The organism is Sphingomonas sp. 66-10, from assembly GCF_001897045.1.
GTDB classification, from domain to species: Bacteria; Pseudomonadota; Alphaproteobacteria; order Sphingomonadales; family Sphingomonadaceae; genus Sphingomonas; species Sphingomonas lycopersici.
In genome coordinates, this window is record NZ_MKRR01000010.1 from 1,249 (window position 1) to 17,006 (window position 15,758).

At 62.4% G+C, this 15,758-nt stretch carries 16 protein-coding genes and 1 pseudogene; 9 read left to right on the top strand and 8 right to left on the bottom strand.

All coding sequences use genetic code 11. The annotated features are described in order from the left end of the window. Nucleotides 1–2,243: TonB-dependent receptor domain-containing protein (locus BGN95_RS01480; RefSeq protein WP_286771401.1), on the top strand; the 2,243-nt coding region annotated here is incomplete at its 5' end. Further along, complete coding sequence (locus BGN95_RS01485; protein WP_286771402.1) at nucleotides 2,240–4,255, top strand: Atxe2 family lasso peptide isopeptidase; 2,016 nt, start codon at nucleotides 2,240–2,242, stop codon at nucleotides 4,253–4,255. The genes BGN95_RS01480 and BGN95_RS01485, both read left to right, overlap by 4 nt. On the opposite strand, the gene BGN95_RS01490 is transcribed toward BGN95_RS01485, so the two are convergent. The 7 genes from BGN95_RS01490 to BGN95_RS01520 all read right to left on the bottom strand — a co-directional run bounded on the left by BGN95_RS01490 (nucleotide 4,247) and on the right by BGN95_RS01520 (nucleotide 9,872). Then, the gene (locus BGN95_RS01490; RefSeq protein ID WP_286771403.1) at nucleotides 4,247–5,986 is read right to left on the bottom strand and encodes an asparagine synthase-related protein; all 1,740 of its coding nucleotides are present in this window, start codon (nucleotides 5,984–5,986) and stop codon (nucleotides 4,247–4,249) included. The two genes, BGN95_RS01485 and BGN95_RS01490, sit on opposite strands and share 9 nt — an antisense overlap. Then, nucleotides 5,983–6,645 carry a lasso peptide biosynthesis B2 protein gene (locus BGN95_RS01495; protein ID WP_286771404.1) on the bottom strand — a complete coding sequence of 221 codons (663 nt, stop codon included), beginning with the start codon at nucleotides 6,643–6,645 and terminating at the stop codon, nucleotides 5,983–5,985. The genes BGN95_RS01490 and BGN95_RS01495 overlap by 4 nt, the downstream gene beginning before the upstream one ends. A 48-nt stretch (nucleotides 6,646–6,693) precedes the next feature. Continuing rightward, a complete protein-coding gene (locus tag BGN95_RS01500) occupies nucleotides 6,694–6,822 on the bottom strand; it encodes a benenodin family lasso peptide (protein ID WP_286771405.1) in 129 nt (42 codons plus the stop codon). Nucleotides 6,823–6,942: 120 nt separating this feature from the next. Further along, nucleotides 6,943–7,545, bottom strand: coding sequence for a GntR family transcriptional regulator (locus tag BGN95_RS01505; protein ID WP_286771406.1), 603 nt, complete (start codon nucleotides 7,543–7,545; stop codon nucleotides 6,943–6,945). Then, nucleotides 7,542–8,324 carry a phytanoyl-CoA dioxygenase family protein gene (locus BGN95_RS01510; RefSeq protein WP_353744654.1) on the bottom strand — a complete coding sequence of 261 codons (783 nt, stop codon included), beginning with the start codon at nucleotides 8,322–8,324 and terminating at the stop codon, nucleotides 7,542–7,544. Before BGN95_RS01510 ends, BGN95_RS01505 begins: the two co-directional genes overlap by 4 nt. Nucleotides 8,325–8,424: 100 nt before the next feature. Further along, nucleotides 8,425–9,039: an acyl-homoserine-lactone synthase gene (locus tag BGN95_RS01515; protein WP_286771408.1), complete on the bottom strand. Its 615-nt coding sequence runs from the start codon at nucleotides 9,037–9,039 to the stop codon at nucleotides 8,425–8,427. Between the two features lie 80 nt (nucleotides 9,040–9,119). Then, a complete protein-coding gene (locus BGN95_RS01520) occupies nucleotides 9,120–9,872 on the bottom strand; it encodes a helix-turn-helix transcriptional regulator (protein ID WP_286771409.1) in 753 nt (250 codons plus the stop codon). 225 nt (nucleotides 9,873–10,097) lie between these two features. Here BGN95_RS01520 and BGN95_RS27065 point away from each other — a divergent pair, with 225 nt between their 5' ends. The 3 genes from BGN95_RS27065 to BGN95_RS01530 all read left to right on the top strand — a co-directional run bounded on the left by BGN95_RS27065 (nucleotide 10,098) and on the right by BGN95_RS01530 (nucleotide 11,260). Then, the gene (locus BGN95_RS27065) at nucleotides 10,098–10,295 is read left to right on the top strand and encodes a transcriptional regulator domain-containing protein (RefSeq protein ID WP_353744656.1); all 198 of its coding nucleotides are present in this window, start codon (nucleotides 10,098–10,100) and stop codon (nucleotides 10,293–10,295) included. A gap of 121 nt (nucleotides 10,296–10,416) precedes the next feature. Continuing rightward, nucleotides 10,417–10,872 (top strand): DUF2285 domain-containing protein, encoded by a 456-nt coding sequence (locus tag BGN95_RS01525; RefSeq protein ID WP_286771410.1) that lies wholly within the window; start codon nucleotides 10,417–10,419, stop codon nucleotides 10,870–10,872. 169 nt (nucleotides 10,873–11,041) lie between these two features. After that, the gene (locus BGN95_RS01530) at nucleotides 11,042–11,260 is read left to right on the top strand and encodes a hypothetical protein (protein ID WP_286771411.1); all 219 of its coding nucleotides are present in this window, start codon (nucleotides 11,042–11,044) and stop codon (nucleotides 11,258–11,260) included. Here the strand turns inward: BGN95_RS01530 and BGN95_RS01535 are convergent, their stop codons facing one another. Further along, complete coding sequence (locus tag BGN95_RS01535; protein ID WP_286771412.1) at nucleotides 11,261–12,442, bottom strand: DUF2252 family protein; 1,182 nt, start codon at nucleotides 12,440–12,442, stop codon at nucleotides 11,261–11,263. 288 nt (nucleotides 12,443–12,730) lie between these two features. Here BGN95_RS01535 and BGN95_RS01540 point away from each other — a divergent pair, with 288 nt between their 5' ends. From BGN95_RS01540 to BGN95_RS27070, 4 genes and pseudogenes are all read left to right on the top strand, one after another. Continuing rightward, nucleotides 12,731–13,423: a VIT1/CCC1 transporter family protein gene (locus BGN95_RS01540; protein WP_286771413.1), complete on the top strand. Its 693-nt coding sequence runs from the start codon at nucleotides 12,731–12,733 to the stop codon at nucleotides 13,421–13,423. Nucleotides 13,424–13,549: 126 nt separating this feature from the next. Then, entirely contained in the window at nucleotides 13,550–14,743 is a 1,194-nt protein-coding gene (locus BGN95_RS01545; RefSeq protein ID WP_286771414.1) for an MFS transporter, read from the top strand. 97 nt (nucleotides 14,744–14,840) lie between these two features. Then, nucleotides 14,841–15,434: a hypothetical protein gene (locus tag BGN95_RS01550; RefSeq protein ID WP_286771415.1), complete on the top strand. Its 594-nt coding sequence runs from the start codon at nucleotides 14,841–14,843 to the stop codon at nucleotides 15,432–15,434. 129 nt (nucleotides 15,435–15,563) lie between these two features. Further along, nucleotides 15,564–15,758 (top strand): annotated as a pseudogene (locus BGN95_RS27070) (thiol reductase thioredoxin); the annotation flags it as partial.

The window sequence follows — 15,758 nt, forward strand, 5'->3', positions numbered from 1 at the left end:
CGGCGATCGAGCGGATCGAGGTACTGGCAGATGGGGCCTCGGCAATCTATGGTTCGGACGCGGTTGCTGGCGTCGTCAACGTCAAACTTCGTGACGATTTTCGCGGCGCCGAGAGCCGCGCGCGGTTCGGCGCGGCCGATGGCTTCAATGAGGTCCAGGCGAGCCAGCTGGTTGGTCTCGGTTGGAAGACAGGCGGCATCACGCTCGGTTACGAATATTATCATCGCGGCAACCTCGCTGCTGCCGATCGGCGCTATGCCACAGAGGACCTGCGCCCCTTTGGAGGACCCGATTATCGCAAGAATTTTGCCAATCCGGGCACCATCATCGCGGCGGATGGATCAACTTACGGCATTCCGGCGGGCCAGGACGGGCGGCATCTGACGCCCGCGCAACTGCTGCCGGGTCAGCCCAATCTGGCCGACGGACGTGCCAATTCCGACCTGTTGCCCAGCGTCGACCGGCACACGGTTTTCGCATCATTGTCGCAAACGCTGGCGCCATGGCTACGCTTCACTGCTCAGGGCTTTTTCGCCAACCGCGTCTCAGAATTCCGGCCCGTGCCCGATAATTTCGGCCTGACCGTCGTGTCGCCGAGCAACCCATTCTACGTCGATCCAATCGGCACGGGACAGCCCGTCACCGTCAACTACGATTTTACGAAGGATTTCGGGGCCGAGCGGATTCGGGCAACGGCTCGGGCATGGAGCGTGAATGCCGGGCTCGAAGCGACCATCGGCCAATGGCGCGCCGATCTCCATGGTTCCTACGGATATCAGCGCGAGGACAATTGGACCACAAACGTCCCCAATTATTACTACCTCGGCCAGGCGCTCGCCGACCCCGACCCTGCGACAGCCTTCAACGTTTTCGGCGATGGGTCCTTCACGCCCAAGGCGACCATCGATCGGGTGCGCGGCTGGTACGAAACATTGGGGTCCTCCCGGGTCAAATCGGCGTCGCTGAAATTCGATGGCCCGTTATTCCACTTGCCAGGTGGCGATGCGCGGATGGCGATCGGCGGAGAAGTCCGTGGCGAAAGCTATGATTCCCATACAATGCTCTATTATCTCTCAGCGCAACCGGTTGATGGCGGCTCCGACGGATTCCCGATGTCGCGTACCGTCCATGCCGGGTACGGCGAGCTGTCGCTGCCGTTCATTGGTCCGGAACTGAACATCCCGTTTGTCGAGGCGCTGGACCTCTCGGTCGCGGCGCGTGTCGAACATTATAGCGACTTTGGCACGACGACGAATCCGCGGATCGGCGCGACCTGGAAGCTTGGGGGAGGTCTTGCCCTGCGCGCGACCTGGGGTGCGTCATTCCGCGCGCCAAGCTTCCTCGACATCCGCCCCGGTCCCGGCTCCACCTTCTACGCGCCGGTCGCGGTGCCCGATCCGGCGGCGCCAACGGGTATAACTAACGCGCTGGCATTGTTTGGCGCCAATCCGCACCTTGGACCTGAACGCGCCGATACCTGGGTGGTCGGCGCAACCTTCGCGCCTGAGCGCCTTCGCGGGCTCAAGGTCGACCTCAGCTATTTCAACATCACCTACAAGGATCGGCTCGGCAATGTCGGGATCGACTATGCATCGTTCCTCACCAATCGCTCCGTCTATCAGGCGCTGATCAACGATCACCCGACGGCGGCGCTGATCGACAGCTATGTCCGTGATCCCAATTTTCATAACCCCTATGGGATTCCGATCAGTTCGATTCAGGTCATCCTCGACGGGCGCAATGGCAACCTCTCGTCGCTTCATATGAACGGGATCGACTTCGACATTGGTTATGCATCGAAGTTAGGCGGCGCCAACATTGCTGCCGGGGTCAGCGGTTCGTGGATCATTCATGCCCGTCAGCGCATCACCCCGACCGCGGCGCAGGCGGAGACAGTTTCGACGATCGGCAATCCCGTCGATCTGCGCCTGCGCGGCAGGCTGACTGTAGCCGAAGGAAAATGGAACGCTGCCGCGTTCGTCAATTTCATCAACGGCTATCGCAACACCGTGGTGACCCCGGCGCAGCCCGTCACCAGTTATGCCGCGGTCGATGTGCAGGTCGGCTACGATCTCGACCATTGGATCAAGGGAACGCGGCTTTCGGTCAGCGCCACCAACCTATTCAATCGCCAACCGCCCTATGTGCAGAATGCGACGCTCTATTCAGCGTCGGGGTTCGATCCAGAGAACGCAAGCCCGATCGGGCGGATGATTGCGCTCCAGCTGGTGAAGTCGTGGTGAGCGCGTCCCTCCTAGCGCTTGCGCTGGTCGCTGCGAACGGGACTGGCGACCGCGCGCCGACGCTCGCTCAGCTAATTGAGATGACCGATATCTCGAGCGTCGCGGTCTCCCCCGATGGATCAAAGGTCGTCTATCGCTCGGAACAAGGCTCGCTCGCCAATAACAATTACCGCCTCGACTGGTATGTAGTCCCCACAGACGGCTCGGCACCACCACGCCGAATTGCAGACGCCGGCGAGGGCGAATGGCCGAACGGCATGATTAATTCGGAGCCTCCGGTGTGGATGCTGGACTCGTCCGCGATTCTCTATCGTCGCATCAGCAATGGCGAGATTCAGGTCTGGCGGGCTTCGGTTGCCGGGGAGGAGCCGGAGAAGATCACTTCGGATCCCGCCAATGTGGAAAGCTTTGCACTCTCGAAGGATGGCCGGACCCTGGTCTATTCCACTGGCGCTACGCGGGCGGAGATCGTGCGCGCGGAAGAAGCCGAATATGACGCCGGGGTGCTGATCGACAACAAGGTCGATCCATTGCGTCAGCTTTATCGCGGCTGGCGCATCGAAGGACGTTTGGCGACCGACCGCCTTCATGGCGGCTGGTTCATGCATGGCGGCGTCCTCGCCGATCGGACGCCGAGCTACCGCAACATCGATCTCGCAACTCGCGTTCAACGGGACGCGACACCCCCGGAAATCGGCCTCCTGAAAATCCCGGAGGACGTGTTTGCGAAACTCGGCAGTCGGATGATCAAGGACAAGGCGGCGTCGGGTGACCAGCGGGGGGATGCCTATGTGCTCGGGGATGGTTTGCGAAGGATTCTTGAAATCCGTCGCCCGAACGGGAAGGTGATTACCTGCAGCGCCGCACCTTGCGATCTCAATATCAGCCGCGTGACCTGGCAGGGAAGTGCGGACGGTCTGCTGTTCACGACGACCGACATAGGCGCGGAGCAGACCCTTTACCTATGGTCGATCACCACCGGGAAAGTACGGGGCATCGCCGGCGGCGTCGGGCGCTGGAACGGTGGGCGCGACGAGCAGCAAAGCTGTGCCGTCGATCTGCGCGCCGCTTATTGCGTGATGGCTGCGGCGGATACGCCACCGCGGCTCGTACGCGTCGATCTTGCCACCGGCAAACTGACGACGCTGGCCAATCCCGACCGCGACCTGGAGCGGGCGGAACTCCAGAAATTTGCGTCGCTTTCATGGACCGCGGCTGACGGTCGGCGGTTCGCCGGCCAATTGATGATGCCGCCGCATCAACGTGGTCCGGCGCCGCTGTTCGTCACTTATTATGTGTGCGACGGATATCTGCGCGGGGGGACCGCTGACGAATTTCCGCTGCGCCAGCTGGCCGCTTCGGGCATCGCGGTCCTTTGCATCAACCGCGCGCCGACCGTCGTTGGTCCGGGGGACCAGGTCGGGGAATATCGCATTGCGCAAGCGGGTATCACCGCCGCCATCGACCTGCTGGTCGCCCACCGTATCGCCGATCCCCTGCGCGTCGGGATGGGCGGGATGAGTTTCGGTGGCGAGGTAACAATGTGGATGGCGACCCGTACATCCAGACTCGCGGCGCTGTCGGTTGCGAATGTGCTGTTTTCACACACATATTACTGGTTGGGCTCGATGGCGGGGCGAGAAGTGCCCGACATGCTTCGCAAGGTCTGGGGCCTCGGAACGCAGGAGGAAACGCCAGAGCGCTGGAAGCTGATCGCGCCCGAACTGATGACCGATGCGATCAATGCGCCTCTCCTGATGCAGCTTCCTGAGTCCGAATTTCGCTCGAATGTCGAACTTGCCGCTCGGCTAAGTCGTGAGGGAAAAGTGGTCGAGTTGCGGGCGTTCCCCTATGAGACTCACGTCAAATACCAGCCGCGGCACAAGCTCGCGATCTATGAACGCAACCTCGACTGGTTCCGTTTCTGGCTTCAAGGCTATGTCGATCCCGATCCGGCCAAGGCCGATCAATACCGGCGCTGGAACGCGATGAAGGAAACGGCATCACGCTGATCCGATCACGCCGCGCGCCCATGCTTCCATATCTGCGATCGGCAGTATCGAGTAGAATTGGCTGTCTCGATTGGTGAACGGCCGTGTCAGATAGGCGTCGATACTGGCACGGTCGAGCAAGCCAGCTTGTGCGAGAAGTCCATCGAGAAGGAAGGGCCTGAGCCGGTCGCGGTTGGCCTCAAACGTCCGCGCGCAAAAAGCTTCCATACCGCCCTTAGTGCGTCGGTCGAGTATGGCATCGGGAAGCCGGCCCCTGAAGGCTGCCCGGGCGGCCGCACGGTTTTGGCCACCCTCAACCCATAACCACGATGGGGTGGCGAGGCAGGCTTCTATCACGGGTTGGGTCAGGAGCGGAAAAAGTGACGGGGCGGCATGGTTCCGGCCATAATCGTCGAGATGCGCGCTTGCCCCGAGGATTTGCTGGATATGTGCCCGGCTACCGGGAAGGGCATTGTCGGGCTCGATGAGCCACGAGTGTTCCCTGAACCTCGTGGGCAGCGAAGGCCGGTGCAGGAAAGTATCGTCTCTGCGCCACCCACGATGTGATCGTCGCCGGACCAACTGGCGCATCATGAGCCGCACGACGGTCCAGACATTGCTATTGTGGACCCGCGCTACGTTGCCCAATGTCGCGAACAGACGCGTGCCCGGACCGAGCGCCAGGCATGCGTCTGTTGCCGGTGCCGCGCTGCCGAGCGAACAAAATACGCAATCCCCTCCCATGCCGCCAATAAAAGCGTCGACGTGAAGTTCCCGCGCCTTTGCCTCGAAGCGCGCGTCGACGATGCTCAGCATCGCCGGCATCGCGGGGCGCGCGGTGACGTGTCGGACCGGGGCGGTCAGGTCGATCGAACCTTCCGCCATTTCTTCGATGAGCGGGAAACCACAATGCTCACTCACCTGACGTGCATAAATGCGCTCGTCGCCCTCCTTTCCGGATGTCGAAAGATTGTAAGCCACCGCCGAACGGCCGTTTTCCGCGAGCGACGCGGCGATGATCGAGGAATCGAGGCCGCCCGAAAGCTCGAGCAACAGCCCGCCACGCCCGCAGGTAAGCGCCGAGGTCGCGCTGACCACGGCATCGTGAACGTTCGCGGTCGCCTTCGCGAACGATCGGATTTGTCGGTCTGGGCTGGCGAAAGTCCAAGGTGACCAGAGGCTTTCGGCGTCACCGGCGCGACCATATTCACGTACGAAATTGCCGGGCAGGAGTTCCTCGACGCAGTGAAGTCCCGTGGTTTCATTCGGCAGGTGCGGGAAGGCCAGCCGATGCGCGACGAACCCCCAGTCGATCGCGGGCGAAATCAGCTCCAGGCCTGACAGAAGATCGATATGCGAAGCATAATAGGTAACGCATCCCTGGCGCGTGCGGTAGGCGGGCAGCCGCCCTGCTGGCGCGCGTAGCACCGTCACCGTTTTGGAGCCGGGATGCGCCGCGAGCGCGAGATAATCACCCCAGAAATGGTCGATCAATGCGCGCGCCTCGGTGGCCTCGAGGTTCGGGCCGAGTGCGCGTTCGACCGGCGATCCGGCCTGGTCGAACAGCGTGCCGATGACCGCTCCAATCCGGCCGATCGCGCGCACAGGTGAGCCAGGCGTCGAGAGAATAACAAGCGCCGGTCCCTCATAGGCGAGCGCCAGCCCGAATTGTGCCTGCGCATCGGCGATTGAGGAGCTACCCCTGCCGGATTGCTGGGGGTCGATGACCGCGAGATAGGCCGGGCCTATCATACCGTCAGGATCGGCGAGAAAGATCGAGCGTGATCAAGCGCGTCGTTGAGGACGACATCAGCGGATTGAACCCAGCAATGCGCCGCGAACGGCCAGGCTTCGACTCCGAAGACCAGGTGGGGAAAGTGCGCGCGGCGGGCGGCAAACGCAAGAAATGCAAGCGAGTCCGGCAGGCATTTCCGCGGAAGCGGAACGAGTCCCCGGTGATGCTCGAATGCTTTTGCGAGCGGGATTATGTTTCCCTTGCTTCGCTTCAGCGCTCGTCCGCGGGCAGATCGCAGTCGGTCGATAATTGATTTGAGAGGACGCGAACGAACGACCAACCTCGCCTCGGCGCATAAAAGGCCGACCTCGATGGCCGCGGCGATTCGCCAACCATCATCGGCGATCCCGCCCTCCGCAGCGCTGGCTTTCGCAGGCGGAAGGTCGTCCGGCTGAAGAGTTCGCGATGTAATAGCTCGCTCCGTAAGCTGCAGGTCATCGAGCCGGCTGCATGTTTCGGGCGCGATGGGGCCGGCGCGGCGACCGGCGATCCAATCGAGCCCCATCGCGAGATCGCGTCCCACGCGCCAGTAGCGGTCGCGGTCGATATCGAGGATGATCGCGCAGTCCGCAAAGGTGCGGTGCGATATCCCTGTCCGCAGTCGAAGGGTTTCCATCTGTGCCTCCCGACATGCGGGCGAGCCAGGGGCTCGCCCGCCGCGCGATCATTCGTCGTCGCTGATGCCGGGGAGGCTGCCGACCACGCCGAACTCGATCGACTTCTGGATCGGCCCCTCGGTTTCAACCGAGGCGGCGCCGAGATCGATCAGTTCCTCATGAAGATCACGTTCCATGTGACTTCTCCTTTCTGTCGCGGAATTGCGACAGGAAGAATTATATGCGCGGCTAGAATTGAGTGTAAAATTATACTTTCGTTATAGAAGGAATGTGGCAAGAATATAGCATGAATACATCTAGAATATCGAAATCGATGCTCTGATGATCTGTCCAATAAGGTTAATTCTATTTTGGTGGTAATGTTCTAACCAATGAGCGATCTTATTTGTATCGGCTGCGTTGATCAGAGTCGCCAGCCCTCGCAGATCGCGATCAGCATCGGCCAATATCCGTGCTTCGGCAACCCGGGCGGTTGCCAGGCGATCACTGGCGGCGGCGGCTTGCCGGACAAGTTCAATGTCGCCGGAATAGACCGCCATTGTGGTGAACAGACGCCGGGCACGGTCCGCATAATCGGTCCCGGTCAGGTCCGGCATTTTGGGTCGAAGATCGCCTGGCCAGCGTCGGACGATGAGCAACGAAAGGTCCAGATGCCAGGTGTAGAGGCTGCGAAGGCCGGAGTCGGTCATCGCAGGTACGAGAAATCCCTCGGCAGGGCGCATCTCGACGAGATATTCGCCCACGAGGCGGTGCAGCGCGTCCCGGACCGGCGTAGCGCTGGTCTGGAGCGCTTCGGCGTAGCTCCTGGGCTCAAGCCGCTCGCCGGGCAGGATGTGTCCGGAGAGCAGACTGGATTTGAGCGCGCCGTAGACGCGCTCGGAGGTCACGCCGGCACTCATGGCCTCCTCCGTTGGTCGGCGACATAGGCCTCGACGAGGCTTTGCTGATCGGGTCGCAGCGCATCGATAGCGCCGATCCACTCGGGAATTTCATCGCCAAGCAGGATCGACGGGCAGCGCCCCTCGTAGTTGCCGAGATTGGGGCGGTGCTGGCGATAGCCGACGAGACCGGCCAGCTCCGGCGAGAAGTTGCGGGCAACGGCCGGCGGATAAGCGAGCCACTGATTTTCATAGGGCTTGAGCCACCCAAGACAGTAGCTGACGATCATGCCACGGCGGATGTCGTCGCTATCGTTTCCGCCAGCGCCATGCAAGGTCGAGCCTAGGAAGACCAAAGCGTCGCCTGGCCGCATTTCGGCGGTGACGGGCTGCATCTGCGGCGGATCGCTCAGCGCCGCAGTGCCGTGGCTTTGCGGCCAGATCAGCGTCGCGCCATTGTCGGCGCGATAGTCCGTGAACGGCCACATCACGTTGACGAGATACTCGGTCTCGCCGATCGCACCGCGCCACATATCCTGATCGCGGTGCGGAAGCTGAGGCAGGGCGCCCGGATAGAGCGCGATCGCCTGGGTCAGGTTGAGCTGGATTGTATCGCACCACGGGCCGAGCGCCTGCTCTACCAATGCGAGCACGAGCGGGTGCAGCACGAACTGCTTGACCTGCGCCGAGCGCGCGAGAAGTCGGCCGAACCGCTTCGTGCGCGCGCCATAAAATCCTCCCTCGCAGAAGGGGGTCGCGTCGAACGCAGGCCGCAGATCGTCGCCAAGCCGGTGCACCATACCTGCCGGTACGGCTCGCGATATGATGCAATATCCATCTCGCGCGAGGCGGGCAGCCCGGTCGCCGAAAGGCACATTGCTCGGGACGGTCTTGGTCGGGTCACGCAGCATGGCGCGTTCCCTCCGCTTGACGAGGCGTCGAATAGATGCCGGTCCGGGCCAGAAGGGCGGGGGTTTCCCGATCGATGTCGATGGCGAGAGCCGCCAGCATCTTTCCGCCAACGCGTTGAGCGCGGCCTAGCGGTCGGCTTCGCCACCCGAAGCCCAGGATCTGACGCAACCAGCCCATTTCGGCGACGCCGGTGAAAGTGTGGATGCCATTGGCGATACCGTATTCGGCGATCGAGCTTACCAGCTTGTTTCGGGCGTCCCGGCGCTCGGCGGCGGTTAACCTGCGGTCGAGGCAAAAACGGGTGATCTCGAAGATACCAGGCCCGCGCGGAATCTCGCCCTCGCATAGGTGGGCGAAGAGATCGGCGAGGATATGCGGCCTTGTGGTTGGCAGCAGCCGCGCCGAGGCGAGATGTTCGGCGTTCGGACCCGAGACGATAAGATAGGCAGCGTGTTCGTCGTCGAACTGGTCGATCTCATATCGTCCCTCAAGGACTGGAACATCCCAGCCGAGGAGGTCGACAAACACCTCCCTGCGCGCGATGAACATTTGGCGGAGCGCCTCGTCGCCGAGCGCGGCGACGGCACTTTTCATGTGCAACATCGTGAATAACTCCCATCATGCATAGGGACGCGATGGGAGCACCGGCGCGAGCAGCCGCGCTATTCTAAGAAATGAGAATATCAGCGCCGGAAAATGTCGGCGAAGCTGATCGTCCCGTCGAACAATGTCCGGATCAGTAGCGATGTCCGCTTCTGCACGCCATATCGATTCAAGGCATCGGTCAGATGCTTGATCACCGTCACCTCGCGAATTCCGAGGATGCTTGCGGTCTCCCACGCGGTTTTTCCGCGCGCGGTCCAGATAAGGCAATCGCGTTGGCGATCAGTGAGGGGGCGATGATGTCCCGGCATGTTCATTCCTCCAAGCCAGATACGTCGCGCAGCATCGAATGCCGCGAGGCCAACCATTTGCGCCTCCACGAGCGCGTTCGTGGGGAAAGCACCCCGCGCTCCGAGGGCGAAGGTGCAAGAACCCGTTGCCTCGCCGACGATATGCGCCGGGACCGTAAAGCCATTGGCCAGTCCGAAGTCGCGCGCGCGCATGAGGAGCTTGCGGTCGGCGGGCGTCAGCTCGATGAGGTGAGGCAATCGTTCCCAGCGAAATCCCGCGACGATGCGCTGGCTGGCGCGATGCACAGGATCCGACAGCCCGAGGCGGTTGGCGTCGAAATAATCGACCCATTGCTTGGGATAGTTATGCAGCCGGATCATGGCCTCGTCGGCAACCGGGCTGTCGGTATGCTGGGTAACCGCGAAATGGACGAAGCCCAGGAGAGAAGTCATTCGCTCAAGGGAGCGGGCGAGGTCCCCGATATCCTCAACGGTCCCAGCAATCTGGATGAACTCTTCGATTTCGACGCGCGCGGGGCCCATGTCCAACATCGGCTGATGGCGGCGCCCCAAATCGCCGAATGCCCACCGGCCGTCCTTTCCAGTTCATCCAGCCGAGCATGCGGACTCCTGAAGCCGTCGCGGTCGGATACCAGAATGAGCAGCAACTATAACGGGTTGGCGGCCGCGGGCAAATGGATGATTGCGCTGATCGGGCCGAACGCCTCAGCCCTCGTGGGAATAGTGTAATTGTCCGCGTCAGGCGCCGTGGCTGACTGGCAAGATCCGGCACCTTACCGCCGCCTGAAAGGGGTCGATCGCGCCGGCGTGATGTGGGAATGGCTGCGGCGCGATCCTGATTATGTCGCCTGGTACACCTCTGCCAGTCGCGCGACCCGCGATCAGTGCCGGGAGGATGATCCGCTCATATGGGGCCTCCACTTTCGCAGAAGACCCGCGGCGTGATGCAATCCGAGCCCGCGTTATTTGGGACGCGACGCTCGATCCTGGTACGGTCGAAGTTCGAGCTCTCCCAACTGACCGATCGGATAGTTTTGATCCGCGGCGCTTCAAAAAGATGCTCACATTGGCCGTCGACCCGTCCGGGCGCGAGCATGCGGTCCTTTCCGATGGCTACCAGCATGTTCGGATAGACGTGACCGAAGGGACACTTGCGTCCGGGAATCCGGTCTTCCTTCAATATTCCATGGTGGATGTCATCGATTCGACGACCGAAAGGCGCCTCATGCCGTTGCGCAGGCTTGCCGCGCTATGCAGGACCGGGCGCTTCCTGCCGGCGCTTTTCCCGCGCGACCTCAGGCTCGACCGGCACATCGACCTGCTGAGGGTTCATGATGCGCTCGTCGCCGGGGCATCGCAGCGCGACATTGCGCTGCGCCTTTTCGGCAACGAGCGCGTTCCGAAGGATTGGCGCGTTGCCTCGGATTCGCTCAGGTCACGCGTCAGGCGGTTGATCCGCGACGCTCGGCGCATGGCTGGAGGAGGCCATCGTCTGTTGGTCGGACGAACGGATGCCGAGTGATGCCGCCATACGCGGGTTCAGGAGTTTGACTGGATCCCGGCCTGAGCAAATCTCCGGAAAATCGGAAGGGTGGGCGTCCGCCGTGTCGCAACGCAAAGCGTCCAGCTGACCCGTTGGAGCACATTCAGGTGGGTTTATCGCCGGCCGACGGGAGACATTAGGTTGCAACGTGCGTTACGCGGTGAACGCTGCCTGCTTCGATGCGCCAAGTGCGTCCGAAGGCGCTTCGCGGGTATTTTCGACGCTGCGCCGCAGCGCGGGAGGAATAAAAGGAGTATCCCCGGTGGTCATTATTGGATTGGTCGTTGTTGTTACGCCGCTGGTTATTGGCGGCATTTGGCTCTTCGATCTTGAGCGCCGCATGGTGGCGCTGGCGAGCCGATTGTGACTATGTGGCGCTTTGCCCGAGTTCGATCCCGCGGCAATGCGCAAGATAGGTCGCCTCGGAGCGGGCAGCGAGATCGACAATTGCGCGCCAGAACCAGTCGGGTGCGCGTTCGTCAGCCCCGGCACTGAATGCGCGGCCCAGATCGCGGCGTCCATCGGCCGTAAGCTGGCGCGCGTGGGCGTGGCCGACGCGATAGCCGAGATATGCCGCCGCTCTGATCCCCTGGCGCTTGGTGAACTGGTCGATCTCAAGCTTCAGGTCCTGCGGCTTGAGCTCGCGGATGACGATCGGTTTCCCGAGCAACTCCGTCGCGATCATGCGCTCACCGAGGTTGGGCGCGAGGGCACAGGCACCAGTAACGATACGGATCGCCTGATCGTCCGGCAGCGGGCATTTCGTCGGGGCAACCGGCTCAATCGCTTGTTTTACGTCGACCAGCGCCCGCAGATTTCGGCGGTGCACATTGTCGGTGAGCCCAAGCAATATTGCGACCCGCAAGAAACCGACGGAGCTGCATCCCTTGCGCCAATAAGCGGCGTCGACGACCCGGATATCGTCGATCCCGGGATGGGTGAGCGACATCGCCTTTGATCGGACGCCGGGATGTTCGAGCATGTCCTCGACCGCGCGAACTTCGCGCGGACCGAGGTCCCAGAAGCGTTTACCCCGCGGAAGGTGTTCGCCGCGCCCTTCGGTGCGCTCTTTGACGAGATCGTGCCAATGGCGCCCAACTGCGCGCTTCCGAACCAGCCGGACCGCCGCCGGTTCGCCCGGTGGCGGGCGAAGGGCGAGCGCATCGCGATAGCCCGACGCCAAAGCGTCGACGATTCTTGATGTTGCGACCCCGGGCAGGACCGAACTGCGCGCCGCGGTGACCAGCGACAGTCCGAGACGCAGGAGATCATGAGCGGGATTGCCGATGACGCTCTGATCCAGATCGCGGATCTCAATGTCGACGCGGCCAGTTGCATCAGCGACCGGTCCGAGATTGCCAAGATGGCAGTCGCCGCAGATCCAGACCGGCGGGAGATCAGGGATGGTCGCAGGGGCTTCGTCGAGCCAGTGGTAGAAATCGGCGACCGCGCCGCGCACGAAATTGTGCACCGAGCGGGCCATCTTAAGCTTGCGATAGTGATCAAGAACCGCCTGGCGCTCGCCTCGTCCAGGGCATTTGCGACCCATCCGAACCTCCGATCAGAACCGTATAACGCTGATCTTCGCGTCGCGTTCGATCTTTCCGGCTGCTGTGGTGACGGGCCATCGCGCGAGGATCGATCGACCGTCTTCGGCGGAGGCAGCGGGACGCTCCGCCGCCCTGATGGCGCCATCGAGTGCGTCGAGGCAATTGGCGCGCCATTGCGCCATCGATCGCGGGCAACTTTCGTATTATTCCCGATATCCCCGGCGTTTGAGAGGCCCTTATGCCTTCAGGGTCTCGGCGTGACGCCGACATAAGAGGGAAGCCGCCGAATGAGGACGCATCGGGAACAGCATCTCGTGTCAAGGATCGGCTGGCTGCGTGCTGCCGTCCTTGGAGCAAACGACGGGATTGTATCGACGGCAAGCCTGATCCTGGGCGTGGCGGCATCCGGTGCCGCTCGCCCGGCATTGCTTGTCGCGGGCGTCGCGGGACTGGTGGCAGGGGCGATGTCGATGGCCGCTGGTGAATATGTGTCGGTAAGCTCGCAAGCTGACACTGAGCATGCCGACCTGGCTAAAGAACGACATGAACTGGCAACCTTCCCCGCCGCGGAACTCGACGAGTTGACCCATATCTATGTGTCCCGCGGTGTCGACCAGGCTACCGCCCGCGCCGTCGCCGAGCAGATGACGGCCTTCAATGCGCTTGAGACCCACGCCCGCGACGAGCTGCACATCACCGACCTGACCGCCGCCCGTCCGATCGTCGCTGCCGTTACATCAGCGATCACCTTCACTGCAGGCGCGTTGCTGCCCCTCCTGCTGGCGGCGGTGCTGCCTGTGCCAATGATCGTGATCGGCGAAGCGGCAGGGACGATCCTGTTTCTTGGGCTTCTCGGCGCGATTGGCGCAACGACGGGCGGCGCCCAACCTTGGAAGCCGGTTATGCGGGTCGTATTCTGGGGCGCTCTGGCGATGGCGATTACGGCCGGGATCGGACGGTTGGTTGGCACGAGCATTTAGCGTGATCGGGTTTCCACGGAGCCGGGCGATGTTGGAAGCGCCCGATCGCAAATCTGCCTGGCCAGCAGATGTTCACTCAATGCTGGCGATCGAAAGCCGGCGGTAGCGACGTATGATCGGGAGAGCATGAGCCAACCTCGAATTGCCTCGAAGTTCAAAGGCCTCACCCGCGACAGCTGGCTGCTCGCACTCGCGAGCCTGTTCACCGATATCTCGACCGAGATGCTCTATCCGGTCCTGCCGATCTATCTGACACAAACGCTCGGCGCGACCGGCCTCGTGGTGGGCGTGATCGAAGGCGTGGCGACCGGCGCGCAGAATTTGATCCAGGGGGTTTCGGGTAGCCTTTCGGACAGGTTGCAACGCCGCAAACCAATTGCGCTGGCCGGCTATGCGGTGGCGGCGCTCGCCAAGCCATTGATCGGCGCCTCGAGCGCCTGGCAGGGCGTCCTGGGCGCGCGATTTCTCGATCGGCTTGGCACCGGAGTGCGCTCGGCACCGCGCGATGCGCTGATCGCAGCCTCGGCCGACAGGGCAAGCCGCGGCCGCGCGTTCGGGCTCGAGGGTGTCGGTGACAATCTCGGTGCATTTCTGGGGCCGCTGATCACCGTTGGGCTGTTGCTGCTGCTCCATATCGAACTCCGGATGATCTTCTTCCTCGCGATATTTCCCGGCTTGCTGGCGTTCGCGACGGTCATGCTTGTGCGTGAGCGCGCCGCCGAGGTGCAGGCCAAGGCAAAAATCGAGGTCAGCCTGTCGCACCTGCCCGGTCCGTACCGGCGCTACCTCGTCGCGACGCTCGTGTTTGGCATCGGCAATTCGAGCAACGCGTTCCTGATCCTCAAGACGCGCGAGCTCGGCGCGTCGCTCGTTACGACGGTGCTGATCTACGCCGGGTTCAACCTCGTCGCCGCGCTGGTGTCTTATCCGGCCGGCGCGATCGCCGATCGCGTTGGTCGCCGCGAATTGCTGATCGGCGCCTATGCGATCTTCTTCCTTACCTACCTCGGCTTCGCGTTCACCCCGGGCCTCGGCTGGGCTGCGGCCCTCTTCGTCCTGTACGGCGCCTTTCAGGGGATTTTTCGCGCTGTTGGCAAGGCTCTGGTCAGCGATCTGGTGCCTGACCATCTGCGTGCCAGCGGAATCGGCTGGTACAGTGCAGCGATCGGCCTCTCTGGATTGATCGCAGGGCTGGTCGGCGGCCTGCTATGGGATCGCCTAGGTCACGCCAGCGTGTTTCTCTACGGGGCCGCGTTTGCAGCACTGGGCGGAGTGGCATTCGTTGCGCTCGTTCCGGCAGGAACGGGCGCTCGTTCGTGATTTTGATCTGCTCTGGGCATTCTCCCGGGGCGCGGGCGGTCACGCTCGCAGAAATTCGGATTGACGCTGCCGTTCCAGGCGGGCGATCGCAGGTGCCATGATTGCTGCTGTTCTTCTCTTTTTGATCGTGTTCGGGATCAACCTTCTCCCCGCGTTCGGACCGCCGACCTGGTCGATCATCGTATTCTACGGCCTCAATAGCGATGTACCGACCGCCGCAATCGTGGTGATCAGCGCTGCTGCCGCAGCGTGCGGCCGGTTGGCGCTGGCGCATGGCTTTCGGTTCCTGCGCGGGCGACTGCCCAAAAGATTGAAGGACAATCTCGAGGGTGCCCGCGAAGCGCTCGAACATCGCCAGCGCGGCGTGATCGTTGGGCTCGGGCTTTTCGCGCTCTCGCCGCTCCCGTCCGCGCAGCTTTTTGAAGCGGCGGGGCTGGCGGGAATCCGCCTCCTGGGGTTCACCGCGGCGTTCTTTGCCGGACGCCTGATTTCCTATTCGGTCTACGCCGCCTCGGCCAAGACGTTACGCGGCACATCGCTAGGCGATGCGTTCGCCAATTCGCTCACCAGCCCCTGGGGCATCGCGCTTCAGGTCGGCATGATCTTGCTGCTGGCCGGCCTCACGCAGATCAACTGGCGCAAATTCGCGCCCCACGACGATGCAAGCGAGCGAGAAGGCAAATTGCCCTGAACCCCAGGAAAATCCGGATGGAGTGTCAATGCCAAGGGGAGTCCGCGGTGCCACCAGGCTGCCGGTAGTGTTAAACAGACCAGGACAGATCGGTAACGCGCGGCTCATCATCGTTTCTGGAGGGTGGAAATGGCCGAATCCGAAATCGTCATCTGCCCGGCATGCGCCACTGCAAACCGGGTCCCGCTCGAACGATTGCGCGAAACGCCCTTGTGCGGAAAGTGTGGGAAACCGTTGTTCAGCGGCAAGCCAGTCGCGATCGATACCGGGGCCTTCGACCGCTTGATGCGGCTTGGGACCTTGCCGGTCGTGGTCGATTTCTGG